The 23,505-nt window shown below is 47.8% G+C and carries 22 protein-coding genes; 18 read left to right on the top strand and 4 right to left on the bottom strand.

Going from position 1 to position 23,505, the window contains the following annotated elements:
* The first annotated feature begins 35 nt into the window (after positions 1 to 35).
* The 17 genes from M2133_RS14230 to M2133_RS14150 all read left to right on the top strand — a co-directional run bounded on the left by M2133_RS14230 (position 36) and on the right by M2133_RS14150 (position 18,543).
* Positions 36 to 1,433 (top strand): undecaprenyl-phosphate glucose phosphotransferase, encoded by a 1,398-nt coding sequence (locus M2133_RS14230; protein ID WP_277466852.1) that lies wholly within the window; start codon positions 36 to 38, stop codon positions 1,431 to 1,433.
* 67 nt (positions 1,434 to 1,500) lie between these two features.
* Positions 1,501 to 1,914 (top strand): Holliday junction resolvase RuvX, encoded by a 414-nt coding sequence (ruvX, locus tag M2133_RS14225; RefSeq protein ID WP_277466851.1) that lies wholly within the window; start codon positions 1,501 to 1,503, stop codon positions 1,912 to 1,914.
* A gap of 19 nt (positions 1,915 to 1,933) precedes the next feature.
* Positions 1,934 to 2,491, top strand: a complete 558-nt coding sequence (gene def, locus M2133_RS14220; RefSeq protein WP_277466850.1) for a peptide deformylase — start codon at positions 1,934 to 1,936, stop codon at positions 2,489 to 2,491.
* A gap of 15 nt (positions 2,492 to 2,506) precedes the next feature.
* Positions 2,507 to 4,051 (top strand): acyl-CoA carboxylase subunit beta, encoded by a 1,545-nt coding sequence (locus tag M2133_RS14215; RefSeq protein ID WP_277466849.1) that lies wholly within the window; start codon positions 2,507 to 2,509, stop codon positions 4,049 to 4,051.
* Positions 4,052 to 4,074: 23 nt separating this feature from the next.
* Complete coding sequence (locus M2133_RS14210) at positions 4,075 to 4,407, top strand: acetyl-CoA carboxylase biotin carboxyl carrier protein subunit (RefSeq protein WP_277466848.1); 333 nt, start codon at positions 4,075 to 4,077, stop codon at positions 4,405 to 4,407.
* Between the two features lie 271 nt (positions 4,408 to 4,678).
* Positions 4,679 to 5,317 (top strand): hypothetical protein, encoded by a 639-nt coding sequence (locus tag M2133_RS14205; RefSeq protein WP_277466847.1) that lies wholly within the window; start codon positions 4,679 to 4,681, stop codon positions 5,315 to 5,317.
* 245 nt (positions 5,318 to 5,562) lie between these two features.
* Positions 5,563 to 5,895 (top strand): nucleotidyltransferase domain-containing protein, encoded by a 333-nt coding sequence (locus M2133_RS14200; protein WP_277466846.1) that lies wholly within the window; start codon positions 5,563 to 5,565, stop codon positions 5,893 to 5,895.
* A complete protein-coding gene (locus tag M2133_RS14195; RefSeq protein ID WP_277466845.1) occupies positions 5,885 to 6,232 on the top strand; it encodes a HepT-like ribonuclease domain-containing protein in 348 nt (115 codons plus the stop codon). The genes M2133_RS14200 and M2133_RS14195 overlap by 11 nt, the downstream gene beginning before the upstream one ends.
* Positions 6,233 to 6,375: 143 nt before the next feature.
* Positions 6,376 to 8,469 carry a tetratricopeptide repeat protein gene (locus tag M2133_RS14190; protein WP_277466844.1) on the top strand — a complete coding sequence of 698 codons (2,094 nt, stop codon included), beginning with the start codon at positions 6,376 to 6,378 and terminating at the stop codon, positions 8,467 to 8,469.
* A 129-nt stretch (positions 8,470 to 8,598) separates the two neighbouring features.
* Positions 8,599 to 10,566 carry a threonine--tRNA ligase gene (gene thrS, locus M2133_RS14185; protein ID WP_277466843.1) on the top strand — a complete coding sequence of 656 codons (1,968 nt, stop codon included), beginning with the start codon at positions 8,599 to 8,601 and terminating at the stop codon, positions 10,564 to 10,566.
* 25 nt (positions 10,567 to 10,591) lie between these two features.
* Positions 10,592 to 11,227, top strand: coding sequence for a translation initiation factor IF-3 (gene infC, locus M2133_RS14180; RefSeq protein ID WP_277466842.1), 636 nt, complete (start codon positions 10,592 to 10,594; stop codon positions 11,225 to 11,227).
* Positions 11,228 to 11,286: 59 nt separating this feature from the next.
* Entirely contained in the window at positions 11,287 to 11,484 is a 198-nt protein-coding gene (gene rpmI, locus M2133_RS14175) for a 50S ribosomal protein L35 (RefSeq protein ID WP_277466841.1), read from the top strand.
* Between the two features lie 108 nt (positions 11,485 to 11,592).
* Entirely contained in the window at positions 11,593 to 11,937 is a 345-nt protein-coding gene (rplT, locus tag M2133_RS14170; protein WP_277466840.1) for a 50S ribosomal protein L20, read from the top strand.
* A 511-nt stretch (positions 11,938 to 12,448) separates the two neighbouring features.
* Positions 12,449 to 13,987, top strand: coding sequence for an alpha-N-arabinofuranosidase (locus M2133_RS14165; protein ID WP_277466839.1), 1,539 nt, complete (start codon positions 12,449 to 12,451; stop codon positions 13,985 to 13,987).
* 394 nt (positions 13,988 to 14,381) lie between these two features.
* Positions 14,382 to 16,409 carry an LruC domain-containing protein gene (locus M2133_RS14160; RefSeq protein ID WP_277466838.1) on the top strand — a complete coding sequence of 676 codons (2,028 nt, stop codon included), beginning with the start codon at positions 14,382 to 14,384 and terminating at the stop codon, positions 16,407 to 16,409.
* A 119-nt stretch (positions 16,410 to 16,528) separates the two neighbouring features.
* Positions 16,529 to 17,746, top strand: a complete 1,218-nt coding sequence (locus M2133_RS14155) for an ectonucleotide pyrophosphatase/phosphodiesterase (RefSeq protein WP_277466837.1) — start codon at positions 16,529 to 16,531, stop codon at positions 17,744 to 17,746.
* A gap of 20 nt (positions 17,747 to 17,766) precedes the next feature.
* Positions 17,767 to 18,543: a Cof-type HAD-IIB family hydrolase gene (locus tag M2133_RS14150; RefSeq protein ID WP_277466836.1), complete on the top strand. Its 777-nt coding sequence runs from the start codon at positions 17,767 to 17,769 to the stop codon at positions 18,541 to 18,543.
* On the opposite strand, the gene M2133_RS14145 is transcribed toward M2133_RS14150, so the two are convergent.
* The 3 genes from M2133_RS14145 to M2133_RS14135 all read right to left on the bottom strand — a co-directional run bounded on the left by M2133_RS14145 (position 18,520) and on the right by M2133_RS14135 (position 22,114).
* Positions 18,520 to 18,720, bottom strand: a complete 201-nt coding sequence (locus M2133_RS14145) for a hypothetical protein (RefSeq protein ID WP_277466835.1) — start codon at positions 18,718 to 18,720, stop codon at positions 18,520 to 18,522. The two genes, M2133_RS14150 and M2133_RS14145, sit on opposite strands and share 24 nt — an antisense overlap.
* Before the next feature lie 131 nt (positions 18,721 to 18,851).
* A complete protein-coding gene (locus M2133_RS14140) occupies positions 18,852 to 20,792 on the bottom strand; it encodes a hypothetical protein (protein ID WP_277466834.1) in 1,941 nt (646 codons plus the stop codon).
* Between the two features lie 143 nt (positions 20,793 to 20,935).
* A complete protein-coding gene (locus tag M2133_RS14135) occupies positions 20,936 to 22,114 on the bottom strand; it encodes a helix-turn-helix transcriptional regulator (RefSeq protein ID WP_277466833.1) in 1,179 nt (392 codons plus the stop codon).
* A 272-nt stretch (positions 22,115 to 22,386) separates the two neighbouring features.
* Between M2133_RS14135 and M2133_RS14130 the strand changes: the two genes are divergently transcribed.
* The gene (locus tag M2133_RS14130) at positions 22,387 to 22,548 is read left to right on the top strand and encodes a hypothetical protein (RefSeq protein ID WP_277466832.1); all 162 of its coding nucleotides are present in this window, start codon (positions 22,387 to 22,389) and stop codon (positions 22,546 to 22,548) included.
* Positions 22,549 to 22,965: 417 nt separating this feature from the next.
* Here the strand turns inward: M2133_RS14130 and M2133_RS14125 are convergent, their stop codons facing one another.
* Positions 22,966 to 23,319, bottom strand: coding sequence for a hypothetical protein (locus M2133_RS14125; protein WP_277466831.1), 354 nt, complete (start codon positions 23,317 to 23,319; stop codon positions 22,966 to 22,968).
* Positions 23,320 to 23,505 lie beyond the last annotated feature (186 nt).

Raw genomic sequence — 23,505 nt, 5'->3', positions numbered from 1 at the left:
ATATATACTTTTGTACGTTTTTAGCAACTTCCTGCATGGAATCAAACAAAAAACGTGGTTACCTCATACAATGGTTTGTCGGAATAGGGGATTTACTGGTGGTGAATGCTCTCTTTTTTGTGGTGTTTTATCTCTTGGGAGATTATTACACGCAAGCGATTGCGTCGAGTCTGCGGGAGGTGATCCTGTTGTTGAATTTTTGTTATTTCTTTTCTGTCTATTTTGTTCCCATCCAGCTGCATAAGTCCGTGGTCTTTTTGGAGAAGATCGTGCAACGGGCGTTGTTGATGGTTACTTTCCTGGTTATTCTTTTTGCTACCTGTCTGATCTTCCTGAATATCGGCGATCAGCTGGCCACATTCCTGCTTTTATATTACCTCTCTTTGGTTGTTGTTTTTTCTTTGTGGCGGATCATTGTGCGCATCACGCTGAAGGTGTACCGAAAAAAGGGGTATAACTTTAAGCGGGTGATTATCGTGGGCGCCGGGAAGAATGGGATGGAGCTCTACCGGGTGATGAAAGATGAATTGGCTTACGGCTTTAACGTGATGGGCTTTTTTGATGATAATCTGGCGTTGAAGGATGTTTTGCCTAATTACCTGGGTATGACCTACGAAGTGGAGCAGTTTGTTTTGGATCATGATGTAGATGAAATCTATTGCACCCTGCCGGGAACGCAGGATCAGAAGATGCTGCGGCTGTTGAATTTCTCGGAGAAGCACATGATCCGTTTTTATATTGTTCCTGAGTTCTACCGGATCGTAAAAAAGAGTATGATCATGCAGATCATGGATTCCGTTCCTTTATTGACGGTTCGCCGAGAGCCTCTGCAGGCAGCGTATAACCGGGCATTGAAGCGTACTTTTGATATTGTTTTTTCATTGGCTGTTCTCTTGACGATCTATCCGGTGATGTATGTGATTGTCGGCATCCTGATCAAGATCAGCTCGCCGGGGCCTGTTTTGTTTAAACAGAAAAGGACCGGGATCTACGGGGGGGAGTTCAATTGTTATAAGTTCCGGACCATGCGTGTCAACCAACAGGCGGATGTGCTGCAGGCGCAGAAAGATGATGTTCGGAAAACAAAGGTAGGCGACTTCCTGCGTCGGACGAATCTGGATGAATTTCCGCAATTTATGAATGTGCTGGCGGGGGATATGTCGGTTGTCGGGCCGCGCCCGCACATGCTGAAGCATACCGAACAGTATTCCGCGATTATCGATAAGTATATGGTTCGTCATCTGGTGAAACCCGGTGTGACGGGTTGGGCACAAGTAACCGGTTACCGCGGAGAGACCAAAACGCTGGAACAAATGGAAGGCCGCGTGAAACGGGATGTCTGGTATATTGAAAACTGGTCTTTCTTCCTGGATCTTAAAATTATAGTCGTCACCGTGTGGAATATGTTCCGGGGGGAACGGAATGCGTATTAAACCTTAGTTGCACACTTTATGTAAAATTGTGTAACCAATCTCTTTTTTTGTTTTATATTTGCACCCGATGGGAAGGATTTTAGCTATAGATTATGGACGGAAGCGCACGGGTTTGGCTGTGACTGATCCGCTTCAACTGATAGCGAACGGATTGACTACGGTTGCCAGCCATGAGCTTGTGGCTTATCTGAAAGACTATGTATCCCGCGAATCCATTGATCTTTTCGTGGTTGGACTACCCAAACAGATGAATAACCAACCTTCGGAGAATATGAAGTATATCGAAGTGTTTGTGAAGCATTTGAAACGGGCATTGCCGGATATTCCGGTGGCCTACTATGATGAGCGGTTTACTTCCGTTATGGCTCATCAGGCGATGATCGATGGTGGTTTGAGAAAGAAGAAAAGACAAGATAAAGCCTTGGTGGACGAGATCAGCGCCGTCATCATCCTTCAGGCATATATGGAAAGTGTGAAATGATATACCAAAAGATTTATTTATGATATTACCCATATTCTTATACGGTCAACCGGTTTTGAGGAAAGAGACAGAGAACGTACCTCAGGATTATCCGGAGTTAAAAAAGCTGGTAGACAATATGTATGATACGATGTATAATGCGGACGGAGTCGGGCTGGCTGCACCTCAGGTCGGGCTGTCGTTGCGTCTGTTTGTGATCGATGCCGATGTCGTTGGCGACGATTGCCCGGAGTGTAAAGGCTTTAAGCGGACGATGATCAATCCCGATATCTACTGGCGAAGCGAAGAACTGGTATCCATCGAAGAGGGATGTCTTAGTTTTCCGGGCTTGCATGAGAAGATCTCCCGTGCCGCTTCGATCAAGGTCAGGTATTACGATGCCGATTTCGTCGCACACGACGAAGAGATCCACGGTTTTGCCGCGCGTGTGGTACAGCATGAGTATGAACACCTGGAAGGACATGTGTTCATCGATAACGTTTCCGGCATCCGGAAGCAGTTAAGTAAAGGAAAACTAAATGATATAATAAAAGGAACAGCCCGTTGTTCGTATCGGACGAAGGCTGTTGGGAAGTAACATTAAACGATTAGTATGGCAGATTTATCAAAAGACATTCTCACGTTACGCGAGAAAAAAGCTGTGATAGAGAAGGGTGGGGGCGAAGCCGCCATTGAGAAACAGGTAGCCATGGGCAAGTTGACGGCCCGTGATCGGATCCATTCCATTTTGGATAAGAATTCATTCCAGGAATATGATATGTTCATGAAGCATGACGGTCGTGACTTTGGGATGGATAAGAAAGAATTTCCGGCGGATGGTGTGGTTACCGGCACCGGTACCGTGGGCGGTGCTCCTGTGTGCATCTATGCGCAGGATTTTACCGTCGCCGGCGGATCATTAGGCCTTCAGCATGCGCGAAAGATCACCAAAGTGATGGATTTAGCGTTGAAGATGAAATGTCCGGTCATCGGAATCAATGACTCCGGAGGTGCTCGTATCCAGGAAGGCGTCAGCGCGTTGGCCGGGTACGGAGAGATATTCTATCGGAATACATTGGCTTCGGGCGTGATTCCGCAGTTATCCCTTATCCTGGGACCTTGTGCCGGCGGTGCGGTTTACTCACCGGCGCTGACCGACTTTGTTTTCGTGGTCGAGAAGATCTCCAATATGTTTATCACCGGTCCGAATGTGATCAAGACCGTATTGGGCGAAGATATCTCGATGGAAGAGCTTGGTGGTGCCCGGGTGCATGCGGAAGTTACAGGAAATGCCCATTTCTATGCTTTGAATGAAAAAGAATGCTTCGAGCAGGTGAAACGCCTGTTGAAGTTTATCTCCTGGAACAACCAGGAAAAACCGAAAGCAGTCAAGGCGGTCGCGCCGAAGATGAAGAATATCGACGAGATTGTGCCGGCCGATCCGAAGCAGCCGTACGATGTGCGCGATATCATCAAGTGCCTGGTCGACGATTCCGACTTCCTGGAAGTACAGGAACTCTGGGCGGCCAATATCGTGATCGGCTTCGGACGTATGGATGGGGAGACGGTCGGTTTCGTGGCCAACCAACCCATGGTCCTGGCCGGAGTATTGGATTGCGACAGTGCCGACAAGGCCGCACGCTTTATCCGTTACTGCGACTCCTTCAATATTCCGATTGTGACGCTGGAAGATATGCCGGGTTATCTGCCGGGTGTCGACCAGGAGCATGCCGGGGTGATCCGTCACGGGGCGAAAGTGTTGTATGCCTATTCGGAAGCGACTGTGCCGAAGATCACGGTCATCCTGCGTAAGGCGTACGGCGGTGGTTATATCGCGATGAACTCGCGCCACCTGGGAGCCGACTTTATGTTTGCTTGGCCGGGAGCCGAGATTGCGGTGATGGGACCGGAAGGGGCTGCCAATATTATCTTCCGCAAAGAGATTATGGATGCGGAAAATAAAGAAGCCATGCGTCAGGAGAAGGTGCGCGAGTATATCGAAAAATTTGCCAATCCGTACGTCGCGGCATCGAAAGGCTTTATCGACACGGTGATCGAACCGAAAGAAACCCGTTCAAACTTATTACATGCATTGAAACTTTCTGTGTTGAAGGATGAATTCCGGCCGGCGAAGAAACACGGTTTGCCTCCGTTCTAATGCTGAATTAAACGAAGTTCTGTATGGAAAAGAAAAGAAACGATTATGTTGATTTTGGGGTAATGGCCGGCACGTATAAGACCCGGTTGACAAAGAAATTCGTAGACCGGTCGGTATGGCAGCGTCCAGTAGCGGGCGAAGTGCTTTCAAACCTGCCGGGCACGATCATACAAGTGTTAGTCAAAGAAGGCGACACGGTGAAAGAGGGCGATCTTTTATTGATCCACGAAGCCATGAAGATGTTCAACCGCATCGTCGCTCCGGTGAGTGGCAAGGTAGTCGGCATCCACGTCATGCTCGGCGATAAGATCGGCAAGAACCATCTAATGGTTAAGATTCAGCCGGAAGAAGCCTAAGCCTGATCACAGAGTAATATCCTATAACTCAAAGAGGGTGTGTCAAAACAAAGCGATTGACACACCCTTTTTATTTAAAATGTATTCGATTATTTGATTTTTCCGTTAATATTTACTATCTTCATAGGTGATTTCTATTGTTTGACAGCTGTGGGACAGTTGTTCGACAGCTGTGGAACAGTTGGTTGACAGCTGTCAAACAGCGGTTCGACGGTGGCAAACGTAAAAAAGGATACCAAATATAAGAAAAATAAGCCTAAAAAGAATAGATATGAAAGCGAAATATCAATTTGTGAAACGTCCCGGATTGAAAAGTAATCCGGACAGTGAACGTCTTTATCCGGTCTTGGTGGTCAAAGAAACGGTGCGTATCAATGATATGATGGAGCGTTATGCGCACGAGTATTCTACGTTGTCGGCGGCGGATGTCAAGGCCTCGTTGCAACTTGTCTCCGAGCTTTTGGAACGTAGCCTGGCCGATGGTTACAATGTGGAGCTCGACGGGATAGGCTTTTTTAGTGTCGCTATCGGCAGCCGTCCGTCGGAGGGCGACGAGTCGGCTGGATCGTCTGAGGCAGAGGATGAGGGTGAAGCCCGGATGGTCAATGCACAATCGATTTGTTTCAAGCGGGTGAACTTCCGTTTGTGTAAGGAGATGCGCCGTCGCCTTTCGGCGCGTATGCATTTTGTGCGTGCCCCGAAGTCTTCCGTCCGGTCGTACACTCCGGAAGAGCGTCGTGCCCGGCTTCTGTCTTACCTCGACCGGCATGGTTTTCTTTCTTCTACCGATTACGTGCAATTTAATTGTTGTAGTAAATATATGGCACTCAAGGATTTGAAGTCCTTCATTGCGGAAGGTATTCTCCGTGCGGCCGGACCTAAAAACAATCGCCTCTATACCCGGGCCTAACGGTAGGCTGAAAGATGAAAAAGGCGGTGATGTTTTATCTTTCAGAATTTAATATATTGGATGTTAGTTGGGTAACTGCCGTCCTGAATGATCTGAAGATAAAGTATAGAAGAAAAAAAGATTGACAAAAGACGAGTGTCTTGTGAAAGCTTAATGGAGAAGAGCTCCTTTTTTGCCGTAATAATTTGTATTTCTATCCCAAAGCCTTATCTTTGCTAAAGGAGTATGGCTAACAAAAATGAAGTATGGAACCGATCATTGTAGATAATCTGGAACGTATCACGGAGCTTTGTCGGGAATATCACGTCAAAAGACTCTATGTCTTTGGCTCCGCTACCGGCCGTGGTATTGATGGTAATCCGTTTAACGAATCGAGCGATATCGATCTATTGATCGAGTATGAAGATATTATCTATGATTTTGAGCATTTTGACTATATCCGGAATGCGGATGCTTTTCATGAACAAATGCAACTGTTGTTTGGTCGTAAAGTAGATATCGTAAATGATAGCTCTATTCGTAACCGCCGTTTCCGGCAATATATTGAAAAACAAAAGCAGCTGGTCTATGCCGCATAGAATACCCGTATGGTTGGAAGATATACAAACCTGTATCGTCCGCATTAATCATATACTTGGACCACGACGTAATTTCTTTATCTATAAGAATGACGACGTGACGCGTCTGTATATTGAACGTAATCTCGAGATAGTTGGTGAAGCCATGAACCGTATCTTGTCGAAACAACCAGACATTGCCATATCTCATGCACGTAATATTGTAAATCTGCGCAATCTAATCAGTCATGCTTATGATGGGATTGACGATGAGCGTATCTGGTCTATTATCTGTAAAGATCTGCCTTACCTTAAAGAAGAAGTAGACCGTTTACTGGAAGAGATGGATAATGCCTGACTTCTCTTTGTATTTAATTTTTAGTTTTTAAGAATTAGCCTCCTGTTTCCTAAGATAATTTCCTTATTTTTGCCCTTTGTTCGACTAAAGTGATAGTAAATTGGTCGGATTTTAAACTTGAGCTACAAAGGAAAAGCAAACGAATGAAGAAAATTGTATTTCTGATCGCATTGCAGCTCTGTTCACTGTCGTTGTTTGCGCAGATCAATACCGATCGTGTACTGGCAGTTGGTAGGAATGCCTTGTATTTTGAGGACTATGTTCTCTCAATCCAATATTTTAATCAGGTGATTCGTTCGAAACCCTGGTTGGCCGAACCCTATTTTTACCGGGCTGTAGCAAAGATCAATCTGGATGATTACAAAGGAGCGGAGGATGATTGCACGTTATGCCTTGAGCGAAATCAGTTTTTGGTACAAGCCTATTATGCCCGCGGTATTGCCCGGCAGAGTCAGGATAAATTGAGTGAAGCGATCGAAGACTACCGGAAAGGGCTGGAGTATCGGCCGGAAGATCGGGGTATGCTGGTGAATATGGCTGTTGCTTATATTCAACAGAAGGATTACGACGGTGCCGAGAAGGTGTTTGACGATTTGATGCGGGCACATCCGCGTCATTCGATGAATTACCTGACCCGTGGGGCGATGTATATCGAACGGGGCGATACGGCTTTGGCGCTGGCCGACTACGATAAGGCGATCTCGATGGATCCTTATTATGCGGCAGGTTATGGAAACCGGGCGATTGTGCGTTATCAGACCAACGATTACGAAGGCGCTTTAAATGATTTGAACGAAGCGATCCGGTTGGAGACCCGCCAGAGCGGATATTTCATCAACCGGGGACTGGTGCGCTACCAGATGAACGACCTGCGCGGGGCGATGGACGACTACGATCAGGTGATCCATATGGATAGTCAGAACCTGATTGCCCGTTTCAACCGCGGATTGCTGCGTGCCCAGGTGGGAGATAGCAATCGGGCGATTGAAGATTTTGATGTGGTGATCAGTCTGGAGCCGGATAACTATATGGCTTATTACAACCGGGCCCTGTTGAAGGCTGAAGTGGGCGATCATTTAGGTTCTATCGACGATATCGATGTCGTGTTGGCCGAATACCCCAATTTCCTTCCCGGATATTACAGCCGGGCGGATGCGAAGCGCCAATTGAACGACCAGGCCGGTGCCGATCGTGACTATTGGATCGCCTTTGAAAAAGAAGAGCAGATGCGCAAAGACCGGGCGGCGGGCCGCACCGGAACCGCTACGGCGGATAAGGCAACCGACGGCGGTGAGGATTCGGACGACAATACACGCGAAGAGTCGGATAAGAATATCAATAAGTTCAACCACCTGGTGGTGTACGATAAAGCGGAAGAGCAGAAAAGAAAATACGAGAGCGAAGTGCGCGGACGGGTACAAGACCGCAATGTGCGCGTGGATCTGGAGCCTCAGTTCGTATTGACTTACTACGAAAAACCTGATCCCGTCAAGAAAAATGTGAACTACGACCGGATGCTGGAAGATTTCAACGACCGCATGCTTTTGCCCCGTTACCTTCGCATAACCAATGAGGAAGCGGCATTGGATGAGGGGCAGATTGCGACTCACTTTGCTTCGATCGATGAGTTTTCGGCCGATATTGCCGAAGATCCGAATAATGCGATCGCTTATTTCGGACGAGCCATTGATTATATGCTGGTGCAGGATTTCCAGGAAGCGATAAGCGACTATGATCAGGTGATTGCTATCGACCCAACGTTTACTATGGCTTATTTCAACCGGGCAGTGGTTCGCTATAAACAATTGGAATATAGCTTGTCTCAAGCAACGTATGAGGAGGAGTTTTCGGTGACGAGTATGACGCTGAACACCGGCAAGAAACCACAAGCGCAGTTGGTCGACCCGGCCTCCGCGCAGTTGAGGGATAATAAACGGAATCTTACGCATGAGATGATTGTCAGAGATTATGATCTGGTGCTTCAGCAGAACCCTGATTTTGTCTTTGCTTACTTCAACCGGGGCAATCTGCGTTGTGCCCAGCGCGATTACCGTGCCGCCATCTTAGACTACAACCAGGCGATCGCGCGCGATCCGAACTTCGCCGAAGCCTACTTCAACCGGGGACTGACCCGCCTGTCGCAAGGCGATGTCAACCGCGGCATCGCCGACCTGAGCAAAGCCGGCGAACTGGGCATCATCAATGCGTATAGCATCATAAAAAGAATGACGAATTGAATTGACAATTGACAATTGATAATTGACAATGAGCGCAAAGCGGTGAATTTTAATTGTCAATTGTCCATTGTCAATTGTCAATTAGTATGTATCTTTGCCGATTATTTATTGAAACATAGAAGATAAGATATGATAAAGATTACTTTTCCGGATGGTTCCGTAAGAGAATTTGCCAAAGGGACGACGGCGCTGCAGATTGCAGAGAGTATCAGTTCCCGTCTGGCTCAGGATGTGTTGGCGGCTACGGTGAATGGCGAGACTTGGGATCTGAGTCGCCCTATCGATGCCGATTCTACCGTTAAGTTATTGAAGTGGGAAGACGATGAAGGCAAACATGCTTATTGGCATTCGAGCGCTCACCTGATGGCCGAAGCCTTGCAGGAACTGTATCCGGGCGTGAAATTCGGTATCGGTCCGGCTATTGAGAACGGATTCTACTACGACGTGGATCCGGGTGAAGGAATAACCATTAAAGAAAGTGATTTCCCGGCTATCGAAGCCAAGATGATGGAACTGATTGCCCGGAAAGAAGAAATCAAACGTGCCGATATCGCGAAAAGTGAAGCGTTGACGATGTTTGGTGATCGGGGTGAAGTATATAAAACCGAATTGATCAGCGAACTGGAAGACGGTACGATTACTACATACACACAAGGCGCTTTCACCGACCTCTGTCGTGGACCTCACCTGCCGAATACCTCCTATATCAAGGCGGTAAAGATCCTGAGCGTCGCCGGCGCTTATTGGAGAGGCGATGAGAAACGCAAGCAATTGGTGCGTCTCTACGGGATTACTTTCCCGAAGAAGAAACTGTTGGATGAGTATCTGACGCTGTTGGAAGAAGCCAAGAAACGCGACCATCGTAAGATCGGAAAAGAACTGGAACTGTTCGCTTTCTCTCAGAATGTAGGAGCCGGACTCCCTTTGTGGTTGCCCAGAGGTACACAGTTGCGCCTGCAGTTGGAAGACTTCCTGAAACGGATCCAGAAGAAATATGGTTACAAGCAGGTGATGACCCCGCATATCGGAGGCAAGAACCTGTATGTTACTTCGGGACACTATGAGAAATACGGAAAAGACTCGTTCCAACCGATTCATACGCCGCAGGAAGGTGAAGAGTTCCTGTTGAAACCGATGAACTGCCCGCACCATTGCGAGATCTATAAGTTGACACCCCGGTCGTACAAAGACCTGCCGATCCGCTTTGCCGAATTCGGTACGGTGTATCGCTATGAGCAGAGTGGTGAGTTGCACGGATTGACCCGTGTGCGCGGGTTTACGCAGGATGATGCGCATCTGTTCTGTCGTCCGGACCAGTTGAAAGAGGAATTCCTGAAGGTGATGGATATTATCTTCATTATCTTCAAAGCATTGGATTTCGAGAACTTCGAAGCACAGATCTCTTTGCGTGATCCGAATAACAAAGAAAAATATATCGGTTCGGATGAGAACTGGGAAAAAGCGGAAAGCGCGATTGTTGAAGCCTGCCAGGAAGCCGGTTTGAAAGCCCGCGTCGAACTGGGAGAAGCTGCTTTCTACGGTCCGAAGCTCGACTTTATGGTGAAAGACGCCTTAGGACGCCGTTGGCAGTTGGGCACGATCCAGGTGGATTATAGTTTGCCGGAACGGTTTGATCTCGAATATACCGGAGAAGACAATAAGAAACACCGGCCGGTGATGATTCACCGTGCACCGTTCGGATCGATGGAACGTTTTGTGGCCGTATTGATTGAACATACTGCCGGTAAATTCCCGCTTTGGCTGACCCCGGATCAGGTGGCTATCCTGCCGATCAGTGAAAAGTTTAACGACTACGCATGGGAGATTTCCCGTCAGCTGGAAGATCAGGATATCCGTGTGGTGGTCGACGACCGGAACGAGAAGGTAGGCCGGAAGATCCGCGATAATGAACTCAAACGTATCCCTTATATGCTTATTGTCGGCGAGAAAGAAGCTGAAAATAACGAAGTTTCTGTAAGAAAACAGGGCGAAGGTGATAAAGGTTCCATGAAAATTACTACATTTGCAGCGCTTTTAAACGATGAAGTGGAGGAAATGATGAATCGTTGGCAAAATGATAATAGCGTAAACAACTAATAACGAGGAGATAAAAAGTTTTTTAATGAGGAGAGAGAACCCCAAAGAACTATACAAGATTAACGAGCGCATCCGTGCTCGGGAAGTTCGATTAGTAGGTGACGAAGTGGAACAAGGCGTATATACGCTTTCACAAGCACTGAAAATGGCGGAAGATAAAGGATTAGATCTGGTTGAGATTTCGCCCAATGCCCTGCCCCCCGTTTGTCGGATTACCGATTATCAGAAATTCCTCTATCAACAGAAAAAGCGCCAGAAGGAACAGAAGGCGAAAGCGGTGAAAGTGGTGGTAAAGGAGATTCGGTTCGGACCTCAAACAGACGATCACGACTACAACTTCAAATTGAAACATGCCAAGAGCTTCCTGGAAGAAGGCGCTAAAGTGAAAGCTTATGTATTCTTCAAGGGACGGTCGATTCTTTTTAAAGAACAAGGCGAAGTGCTATTGCTTCGTTTTGCCAATGATCTGGAAGATTACGGAAAGGTGGAGCAAATGCCTGTATTGGAAGGAAAACGTATGATTATTATGTTTTCTCCAAAGAAACAAAATGTGGCAAAGCCGAAGCCCCAGCCCGTGCAACCGCCCAAAAAGGTGATCGTTTCTCCCAAACCGGCCGCCGAAACGGAAGCCGAACAGGAAGAGTCGGGCGAAGAAAACTAAAAAAAGAAAGACACCCGTGTTGGGTTTCTAAATAGTAATAATTAAATAAAAACAGCAAAATGCCTAAGATGAAGACTAATTCCGGTGCCAAAAAGAGGTTCGCCCTTACCGGAACAGGAAAAATCAAAAGAAAACACGCTTTTAAAAGTCACATTCTGACCAAGAAGACTAAAAAGGCAAAAAGAAATCTTACGCATACCGGCTTAGTGGCCAGTGTGGATGTGAACAGTGTGAAGCAAATGCTTGCCATCAAGTAAATTTCTTTTACCAGCGAGTTTAAAAACGATTTTTATTAACAGAATGTATTTAGCCTGAAAGATCATCCCGCAACGGATGACGCTAACATTCAAAAACAGATTAGAATTATGCCGAGATCAGTAAATCATGTTGCTTCAAGAGCAAAGAGAAAACGGATTTTAAAGCTCACCAGGGGCTATTACGGGGCGCGTAAGAACGTTTGGACCGTAGCAAAGAACACCTGGGAAAAAGGTTTGACGTATGCATTCCGCGACCGTCGTAACAAAAAACGTTCGTTCCGCGCCTTGTGGATCCAACGTATCAACGCGGCTGCCCGTCAGGAAGGAATGTCTTACTCGCGTTTGATGGGTGCATTACACGCCAAAGGAATCGAGATCAACCGTAAAGTGTTGGCCGACTTGGCAATGAACCATCCGGAAGCCTTTAAAGCCATCGTAGATAAAGTAAAATAAAATACTTTGAACGAATGAAGAAGAGATCTTTTAAACCAAAAGGTCTCTTTTTTTGTTTGATAAATAAAGACAGATAACAGAAAAAGGGAGTGATTTAGTCCATTTTTTATTTGTATATCTCGATCCTTTTCCTTATGTTTGTCTTACGAAATAAGAAATGAGTTAAGCCGCACTTATCGATTGGGAAACTCATCAAGTTTATTTCAATTCCGAGACAAAGCTCTTGTCGCCAATGGCGGGCCGCGCCCTTCGGGGTATGCATCGCACAGCGGATTACAAAGGTGGCAAAGCACTCAAATCCTGTCATACGGAGTTTGTTCATATCCAGGGTGCGGCTTTCTTAATACGAAAAGGCTTTTGGGAAACCAAAAGCCTTTTTTTTGATCCCTTATTCTTCCTTTTTGACCGTGATTCGTTTGTCGGATAAAAAGAAAAACGTATTTTTGACACCAATCTGTGTTTCACTCTCATGACAAATTCAGAGTAGTACAACTATTAAATTATAAGTATCATGAAAAGACTTTTGATTGGCGTTTGTCTTGCGTTGGCATTGCCCGCGTTGGCTCAGAGAGACGCGACGATTCGCATTTATCCCGACCAGGGAACGCAACAGATCAGTAAACATCTTTACGGACAGTTTGCCGAACATCTCGGTACCTGTATCTATGGCGGCCTTTGGGTGGGGCCGGATTCGGATATTCCCAATACCGACGGTTACCGCAAGGATGTGGTAGAGGCTTTGAAGCGCCTGCAGATCCCGAACCTTCGTTGGCCGGGAGGATGCTTTGCCGACGAATATCATTGGATGGATGGAATCGGACCGCGGGCGGAGCGTCCGAAGATGGTCAATACCAACTGGGGTGGAACCATTGAAGATAATAGTTTCGGAACCCATGAATTCCTGAACCTTTGTGAGATCATCGGCACCGAGCCTTATATCAGCGCCAATGTCGGGAGCGGCAGTGTCGAGGAGATGGCCAAATGGGTGGAGTATGTCAATTCGGAAGGCGACAGCCCGATGGCTCGCCTGCGTCGGCAGAACGGAAGAGACAAGGCGTGGAATGTTAAGTTCTGGGGCGTTGGAAACGAAAGCTGGGGTTGTGGCGGTAGCATGCGCCCGGAGTATTATTCCGATCTGTATCGCCGTTATGCCACTTATTGCCGCAATTACGACGGCAAACGCCTGTTCAAGATCGCCAGCGGAGCCAGTGATTACGATTATAACTGGACCGAAGTATTGATGCAGCAGGTCGGTGGCCGCATGAACGGGTTGTCTTTACATTATTATACGGTGACCGGTTGGAGCGGCAGCAAAGGTTCCGCCACGCAGTTTACACCGGAAGATTACTACTGGACGATGGGTAAGTGTCTGGAGATCGAAACGGTCATCCAAAAGCATTGTGCGATTATGGATAAGTACGATCCGCGCAAACGCATCGGCTTGATGCTCGACGAATGGGGAACCTGGTGGGATGAAGAACCGGGAACGATCAATGGCCACCTGTATCAGCAGAATACGATGCGTGATGCTTTCGTTGCCTCGCTGACTTTCGATGTGTTCCATAAGTATACCGACCGATTGAAGATGGCGAATATCGCGCAGTTGGCCAATGTGCTTCAGGCGATGATCCTGACCAACGGTGATAAAATGATCCTGACGCCGACCTATTATGTGTTCGAAATGTATAAGGTACACCAGGATGCTACCTTCCTGCCTTTAGACTTGATTTGCGACAAGGTGAAGGTGCGCGACGACCGCGAGGTGCCGATGGTTAGCGCTACCGCTTCCCGCGACGCGCAGGGTACGATCCACCTCTCACTCTCTAATGTCGATCTGGAGAAGAAACAAACGGTTACGATCGACCTGCAGCATGTTTCGATCAAAAATGTAACCGGAACGATCCTGACTTCGCCTTCGATCAACGATCATAACACCTTTGAAGCGCCCGACAAGGTTAAACCGGCCGCTTTCAAAGACGCAAAGATCGAAAAAGGCGTATTGAAAGTAACCCTTCCGGCTCAATCGATTGTCACTTTGGCGGTGAAGTAAAAAATATTTGTCCCTAATATTAGGGAACGCAGATGACGCAGACTAAAGCGCAGATCTACGCAGATTATTTATTATGAATTTAATATTTATCTGCGATCATCTGCGCTTTAGTCTGCGTGCTTTTTTTACTATCGAAGAAGAGGTGATCCATAACTTTTGCTTTACGCTTTGCTAAGAGACCTACGGTTCGGGGTGACCCAGTATTTTACCTGAAAAATACCGGTATCTCGTTCGCCGCGCAGATCTTTCAAGCTCTTCGTTGTTAATAATAATTAAATAAGCTGATTCGCCTATGGATCAGCCGAACAAAATCTGCTCTAAAACGTTATATCTCAGCAATAGAAAACTAATACATAGATAATACTTCAAAATGAAACGTTTTAGACAAATGAACATGTTAAAAACCTTAAGCTTAAGCTTGTTTTCTTTTCTGATTGTAACCGTGGGTTGTACCGATAAGGATGTTTATGAACCCGAGCCGGAAACGCCGGTCATTCCCGAAATACCGGATACCCCTTCCAAAGATGATTATTTTGATTTCTCGACTACACAGAAATTTACGGTAGACATCAACTACTGTCTGTCGGATTATTCCATTTTGTTCGAGCTTTTTGATAAAGATCCCCTGATCCCGATGGAGGGTGGATTTGAAAAGACAAAAGAAGAGCCTCTTTACCGGGCGATAACAGATAAAAACGGACGCTTTACCGGCGAGATCACCCTTCCGGCTTATATTAAGACGGTGTACCTGTATGCCAACTATGTGGGGGTTAGCCAATTGGTTCAGTTGGATGTGGATACGAAATCGGTTTCCTTTAATCAGGATGCCTATTGGCAATCGTTGCAGAGCAAAGGTGGAGTGGCAACCCGTGGAGCTACAGCAAATGGATGGAAATATCCGGAGGGATATAAAGTCTTAGGTGATTGGAACCTGGACGGATCGGCGGATTATATCAGCCAGTTGGGCAAAAGAGAATTGGATTCCGATTTCATGACCCGCTTGAATAATACATTCGTGAAAAAGAATGTAAGGAAAGACCCGGTCTATGTGGGCAATGGCAAAAGCATGGATATTCATATTGTTAAGCCGACAAAGGTCTATCAGATCTTCCTTTATACCAGTGCTGCTTATTACAATGCGTATGCTTATTATTCTTATCCGACCAATAATCCTCCGAAATCGAAAGAACAGATCAAGAACAAAATCATCTCTTTCCCTTTCATTCGGACGAAAGACGAGAACTTCCCTTGTGCGATCACCCCTGGCGACCAGGTGCAACTGATGTACTGGAACGAAGAAACAAATGAGTTCGAAGAGGAGTTCCCGGCCGGTGTTAGTATTGGCTTTATGAATCTGGCTAACTGCTATTCAAAAGGGAATATAGAGATCAAAGGAAGGAATTCTATCGAAGAGACTCAATTGCCCTATACTGTCGATCCGATATTCTATACCAATCCGGTGTACAACGACAAGCTGGCGGGTGTAGGTAAAAAAGACTACCAGCGCACGGTTGCCGCTTATGACGGAGAGCAGATGATTGCCCTTTGTTTTGAAGATCATTTAGGATATGATGTCGACGGTCCGGGTTGGGCCTGGAGCTATAATGATGCTATTTTCTATATCCATATCGAAGAGCGCGATGCGATTGATCCCAGTCTGCCTGGTTTGCCGGATGATACGAAAGGTCCGAGTGAAGAAGATAATTACGTGAACTATTACGGTACGTTGGCTTTTGAAGACCTTTGGCCTTCGCAAGGCGATTATGATATGAATGATATGATTGTCCGTTATAACAGCAAAGTGTACCGGGACGCATCGAATCGGGTGACAAAAATCGTGGATGAGATTATTCCGGTTCACAATGGAGCTTCCTACAGGAATGGCTTTGGCTATCAATTCGACAACGTGGCCAAGGAAGATATTAAGAGCGTAACGATCTTGTCTGAGAGTGGTATTACCTCTTCCTTTATGCAAGGCGTTTCGTTGGAGCCCGGACAGGATAAACCGACAGTTGTCTTATTTGATAACCTGTCTGTTGCGCTTGAACAACAGGCTGTATTCGCGGTGACAACAGAATTCAAGAACGGCGTGGACGAATCCCATGTGGTTCCTCCCTATAACCCCTTTATCGTTGTTCGCACCGATACGGGCCGTTCCCGCGAAGTGCATCTGACGAACTATGCGCCGACTTCGTTGATGAATATGGATTTATTGGGGACGGTCAACGACCTGTCTGCTCCGGAATATGGCATTTATTATGTGTCGAACAATAATTTCCCGTTTGCCATCAACCTGTATCGCGACGATACCTTTACCGGTGCGACGGAAAGCCGGCGCATCGATACGGAATTCCCCCGATTCACCAACTGGGTGGCTACCTTTGGGGAGGAGGATGCCGATTGGTATATCTCTGAACTCTGATTCTGATGATTAAATAACAGGCTATGAGCTGGATATGTATTATCTCCAGTTCATAGCCTGTCGTTTAATCCTTTAAATCAAAGCTTTTTCCTTACCTTTGTCAGGTAAAACATAATTGTATGAAAAGAATATCAGTATCATTAGCCTGCCTGATTGCTTGTCTCGCATTCTTAGGCAGTTCCTGTTCAACGCCAAAAGGACCCCGTCACGATCGTTATGTAGTTGTACTCTCCTTAGATGGTTTCCGTTCCGACTATCCGGAAAAGGCCCATACGCCTACGCTCGACTCGTTGGCGCGGGTAGGGGTGAGGGCAGATTTCCGTCCCTGTTTCCCCAGTGTGACATTCCCCAACCATTACTCGATGGCAACGGGCTTGCATCCCGATCATCATGGCTTAGTGAATAACTTCTTCTATGCGGAAGACCTCGATAAGATCTATACCATAGGCAACCGCAAGGCGGTGGAGAACCCCGATTTCTATGGCGGAGAGCCGATCTGGAACACGGCGCAGAAGCAAGGTGTCAAGGCCGCTTCATTCTATTGGGTAGGTAGCGAAACGGCGGTAAACGGTATGCAACCCTCGATCTGGAAAAAGTTCGACGGCAGTGTGCCTTTCAAGAACCGGGCCGACTCGGTATTGTCCTGGCTCCAACTGCCGGAGGAGATCCGCCCGCATCTGTTGATGTGGTATATCGAAGAACCCGATGCGATCGGTCACCGTGCTACGCCCGATTCCGTCGCTACCTTGCAGGTGGTGGAGGAACTGGATCAGTTATTGGCCTATTTCTTCGCCGAAGTGCGTAAACTCGATATCTTCAAGAAGATCGATTTCGTGGTGCTTTCCGATCATGGAATGGCGACCTACTACCCGGAAAACTATGTCAACCTGAACGATTACCTGCCGCGCGATAGCTTTGACTTTTCGTTCGATGGCGTTCCGACCTTGCTCTACTGCAAAGAAAGTTACCGTGAGACGGCTTATGAGATCCTGCAAACCGTACCGCATATCCAAGCCTATAAGAAAGAAGAAGTGCCCGAACGCCTGATTTACGGGAAACATCCCCGGGTAGGCAATCTGGTGGTGATCCCCGATATCGGTACCTATGTGCAGTTCCGTCCAGAATCGCGCCCGCGCTACGCTGCCACCCATGGCTACGACAACCTGGCGCCGGAGATGCAAGCCATCTTCTATGCCGCCGGCCCCTCCTTCAAAAAAGGCGAACGGGTAGGCGCCATCCCCAATGTCAACCTTTACTTATTGATCTGCAACCTCCTGAACCTCGAACCCGCGCCGAACGACGGCAAGCAGGAGGAGGTTGATTTGCTTTTAAAGTAATTTAGGTCTTTTAGGTTATCATGATAAAAGCAGTTTTTTTTGATATTGACGGGACGCTCGTCAGTTTCAAGACGCACGCTGTCCCGCAATCCACGCGCGACAGCATTCGTTTATTACGCGAGAAAGGAATCAAAGTGTTTATTGCCACCGGGCGCCGACTGGAGGCAGTTAATAATCTCGGCGATCTGGAATTCGACGGGTATATCACGCTCAATGGCGGATATTGCCTGGCGGGTAGGGAAGAGGTGATCTACAAACACCGTATCGCGGCAGAAGATATCGAAGGGATGTTGCGTTATCAGGAGACCGTGCAGGATTTCCCGGTCGCGATTGTGCAGGATCGGGATATCTTTATGAACTACCGCGACGAGGCGGTCGATGAAATCTTCGACCTGCTCAACTTCCCCGCACCACCGATCCGCCCCTTGCGCGAGGTGGCCGATCAAGCCGTCTATCAGGTCATTGCCTTCTTCCGCGAGCACCAGGAAGAACAGATCATGGCCGCCATGCCCCATTGCGAAGCGACCCGTTGGAATCCTTTATTCTCCGATGTCGTTCCCCAGGGAAGCAGTAAAAGTGTCGGTATCGAGAAGATCCGGAAGCATTTCGGTATTGCCCTGGAAGAGATCATGGCTTTTGGTGATGGCGGTAATGATATCCAGATGCTTCGCCATGTCGCTTTGGGAGTCGCAATGGGCAATGCGGAAGACGATGTAAAACAAGCGGCCGACTACGTCACGGATTCAGTCGACAACGATGGAATCTATAAGGCGTTAAAGCATTTTGGGGTGTTGTGATTCTATTCTGTTATCTAATTCATCAAAGAATGCGTCTACCGTAACCGCATGACATTCTTCGATTGCTCTCCGGGAGCTTTTCTTTTCCTCAAGCACTGTTGCATAAGGCAATGTCCGGATGAATTCAAGGAGTCGCCGGGCCTGTGGATTGTTATCTTCTATGATGATTGTTGCCATATTATTTGAGCTTTAAGTACGGACGCAGATAAGGAAATAAATCCAGAAATGGAAGTGTTTGATTGGAAAAGCGGCTGTGTCGCCCGACACAGCCGCTTGGGAGTGAATCCTTACAATAGAAGGGGGATATATCAGGGGTTAATCCATAACTTATGTGTTTCATTGCCTATGCGGATGATGTAAACGCCTGTGGGCAGGGCGATCCATTGGGTGCCATTAATCCGTTCTGCGGCTTTTAGCGTTCCGGTGGGGGCATAAATCCGAATATCCATTGCTTTTTGGCTGACAACCTTCAGTTTGCCATCTTCTACATTTAGACGGATGGCCGGCGGCAATACGGTATTGCCTGTCGGGTCATTGCTTGCTACCCCTTCGATTGCGATCTCTATCGGGCCGCTGACTTTCGGCAGGGTATAATTGTAGTCGGTGGAGCGGGTGGCGTTGGCTTGCAGCAGTTGCCCGTTGGCGAAGACCTTGACTTCCGATTGATCGTATCCCTCTTCCAGGGTAAGCTTGAAATGGAAGGGCTGATCGAGTGCTGTCGGGTATATACCTGCTGCCGGATCGGTTATCGCTCCTTTTACTTCGGGCAGGGTGACCGGGTAATTGCGCAATGCAATCCGGATCGTATGGTCGCCTTCGATCGGATTAAGGATATAGCTGAAGTAGAAGTTCGGACCGAAGTCCTTAAACGCCGTCTCTTGTCCGTCGAGGAAAAGCACCACATCTTTGCCGATGATCGTCCGGTCTTCCGCATAGAAGCTCAGGTGCAGGTGGCTGCCATCGATCACGGTCAACGCGCCGGGAGAGTGATTCGCCTGAATACCCGGTGCCAGTTCGAGGGTGACGGTATGGGTTTGAACGGAGGCGGATGAGCCAAGGACGGTGAAGGGGGAACTCACGTTGTTGTAAAAGTTTCCATTAATAAGCAATCCGAGCTTGTATGTTCCGGGTTCGCTGATTTTCAAGTTGTCAAACACCGCTTCTTTGTAGCCTGTATACCCGATGATATCATTTCCTGCCGGGGTTATACTCTCCCCACCGGTCAACCAATTCTCCTCTATCTCTACTCCTTCTGTTGTACAAAGTATGAGCCCTATTTGTTGGCTTGCTGGAGCAGCTACGCTGACCGGATTCATCGTCTCTCCCGCAACGACTTCAGAAGGATCGTTCACAAACCAATGTCCTGCCGTCCCATACAGCCCGAACCCTAATGAAAGCTCATCGCTCCGGCCCAGTTCCGCCAGGGGGATCTTCATTTCATAACACATATGTTGATAGGGCAATAGATCGGTATAGGCAAAAGCCGGCCGGCCGTATTCTCCCCGGTCGGACCATTGGGTGAACGCTTTGATCTCGCCTTCTACATCGACATACAAGCGGAAGAAGTCCGCACCGTAGTCGAAGGTATTGTCCGAACCCCATTCGCAGGCGACATACAGGTAGCGGTCGTCGTTGTAGAGCCATATCCAGGCTTTGCTGTCCGGATGGCCGGTGGAGGGGTAGGTGTCGTACACGCGGAACGCATCGGCGGGATCCAAGCGGTCGGGCGTTCCGTCGATCGTGATCGTGCCCCGGTTCTGCTTCTTGTATTTCGCCAACGTCCAGGAGACGTCACCGTTCTCTACAATCACATCTTTATAAAAAGGAACGCCTTCGATCACTTCGGGTTCGATCAGCGCTTTGAGTACCAACCGCCCTTTCGTTACGCCGGTAAAACGTAATTCCATCCCATCGGCCGTGATTTCGATCACGTCCAGGTCGTCATTTCCCAGTTTCTTTGTCTTGTAGGCATTGGCTTTTCCTGCCTGCCCGTCGATCAATAACAGGTCGGCAAAGCCCAACCCGCCACCTTCTTTACGGATACGCACGTTGAGATCTCCCCGGTAACTCTCGTCCAGATCGGCTTCGAACGTTTGCGGATACTGGCTGGCGGGGAATGTGGCAACAGGCATATACTGCCCGTCTTGATGGATTTCCACGATCATCTTGCCATTCGGCTGCTCATTTTGCCCCCAGAGCGCGGAGGCGATAAAGAGTAATAAACTCAAAAGGTGTAATGCTTTTCTCATTTTTCTGATTTGTTTATGGTTTCTAATACACGTTTGAACGTGGCCATAAACTTGGGGATAAATCTTCGGAAGGGGATCTCAAACGGTAAAAATGCTCTCTCAAATCGTAAAAATCATACGATCGCAGGGAAGGGGCGGGCGGGTTAAACGATGCTTTTCCGGTACCAGTTCTTGGGTGATTCGCCCGTTGCTTCGCGGAAGATCCGGTAGAAAGAGCTGTCGCTGGCAAAGCCGGCATTCTCGGCAATCTGCTGCAAGGTCAGCTGACTGGCGGCCGAGTTGCTCAGGAGCTGTTTGGAATATTCTACGCGGTAATTGTTTATCAAAGTAGAGAAGGTGGTGTTCAATTCCTGGTTGATCACCCGTGAGGTATAGGTCCGGTTACTGCCCAGCCGCGATGCCAGGTCGGTGATCCGCAGGTTGGGCTCGCGAAATAATTCTTCTTTCTCCAAGAGCTCGATCAGTCGGTCGCGTAAGGCTTGCATCTCCTGGCGGTTTTCTTTGCCGGCATAGTCTTCGGCAGACTCCTGATCCGGCGAGAAAGAACGGCTCGCTTCGCGCTTGAAATCGTCGACCGTAAAGTCTTGCCGGAACCCAACCAGCCCGAGCATGAAAAGCAAGGTGCTGAAAAGAACAGAAGGGATAAGTAGCAGTTGAGGCGATTGCACAAAAGAAACCCTTCCCAGGATGCCGAAGATGGCCGACGTCGCCGAGCAGATCACAAAAAAGGTAAGCATGGTGCGCATCAGTCCCAGCCGTTTGCCTTCCTGGTTGGAGTAATAATCTTCCAGCCTCCTGTTGTATTGCACGATCCGCCGGGTACCCTGCCAGGCCACGGGCAGAATGGTCAGTAAGAAAAGAAAAGGAATGATGCGTTGATTCCATATCTGTAATTCGCCATAAAATGAAAACACATGATCGCCCGGTTGCTTATACATCACCTGAAGCAGGAAAGCCATCAGCTCTTCCGCCGACATCAACCGGTAGAGTACAAACGTATACAGGCTCATGCCCAACGCGGGAATAAACATCCAGATCACGCGCCAGGTCAATGGCTTCTCATCGGTCAGCGCGCGCAGATAGAGGTAGTAAAGCGGGTAAACCGAGAGGTGTACCAGGATATACAAGCTGTCGAGATGTTTGACCAGGTCGTATTCCCAACTGCAAAACGCCGCATGACAGAAATAAAGCACAAAGGCAGCAAACATAAACAAGGTGAACACCTTCTTCGCCCGGTTGCGATGATGCACATCCGCCAACAGGGCGATGCACCAGAAGGCGCACGCAAACATCGGAGCAGTGGCTATGATTCCTTGCAGCATAGATTGACTTAAACGTTCATAAAATTAGTCGTTTGGCGTGACTCGGCATAATCCATGCAAGCACGGATTCTGCACTCGCTACTTCAAACGTTGGGGGCGAAGATAAAGAAATAAATCTGTACGTACGTTAATAATCTACAAAAACGTCTTCGTTTCGTATGTTTTAAAACATTTTCGGACCTAAGATGGTTATCTTTGTAGAGCGTTTGACAAAGTGAACGCCAATTATTAACCCGACTGGTCCGGAGGGACCGTCTAAATTTTAAGCAATTATGTTGATAAGAAAGAATGAGCAAAACCTTCGTGTTTTAGAGATGTTGCGTTATCAGGCTAACCAATACCAGGCAGCCGGTTACGGTGCTAAGAGCCAGCAACTGAACGCAAAGATCCGTCGGATGATGGATGAAATGAATACAGAAATAGTGAAAAACTAAATCTGTATTTCACCGGAATAGAACAAAACAACTATATAGGATCTCTTACCTTCTGGGAATGCCCGGAGTCGGTAAGAGATTTTTTTTGTGCCCGATTGGTAACCTGTCGCACGCATTACGGATCACCCCGTATTCTTGTGGAGAAGTTCCTACAGGGGGAGGGAATTCGACCCCAGAGGGGGGAAAGTTCCCCGGGGGGGGCGGGGAAGATTCCCCGGGGCAGCAGAGGAAAAAGTTCCCCGGGGGGGGAGGGGAAGATTCCCCGGGTGAGGTAGAAGAAGTTGAATCGGGAAACGGACGAAGCCGCAAAGTCATCTACGTCCTCCTTAAACCCTTAAACCCCTTTTACCCCTTAATTCTCCCTTAAACCCTTTCCCCCTTTTAAAAAAACTCTGCCAACCTAACCACCCCTTTTCCTTACTTCCTTAAAAAAAGGGAGGAAAGAGGAATATACCCTATAAGAAGTCCCCTTTTTCCCCTTTCCCCCCTATTCTTTAGAAAGTTTGTTTTTCGGTTGGTATGGTTGGCAGACTTTCCCCAAACCCCGGCAGCCTTTCCGAAAAGGCCAAGGGGCTTAAGGGGCTTAAGGGGTACAAGGGATATTAACCCCTTATTCCCCTTAACCCCCTTACCTGCCGCCCCTTTGAAAACTCCGGCAGCCTTTTCCGAAACTCCGGCAGCCTTTCCGAAAACCCTGCCGGCCTTTTCCGAAAACTCCGGCGGCCTTTTCCAATCGTTTGATATTTGAGGATTTTTGAAGCCACGGACCACAGGGATTTATGTATTTTGTTTGTGTCCTGTAAGGACAGTGAGCGCTGAAAGCGCGTTAGAGCCCAGCCCAGGGTCAATAGGCCGTTAGGTCTGCGCAACCCTGGGTCGGGAACACACCCACACACAACGGAGCGCTGAAAGCGCGAAAGATTTGCTTTCGCGCTTTCAGCGCTCCGTTTTTATATG

Source organism: Parabacteroides sp. PF5-6 (assembly GCF_029504695.1).
GTDB lineage: Bacteria > Bacteroidota > Bacteroidia > Bacteroidales > Tannerellaceae > QVMG01.
The sequence above is the reverse complement of the archived record's forward strand: the minus strand, read 5'-3'. Positions and strand labels throughout refer to the sequence as shown.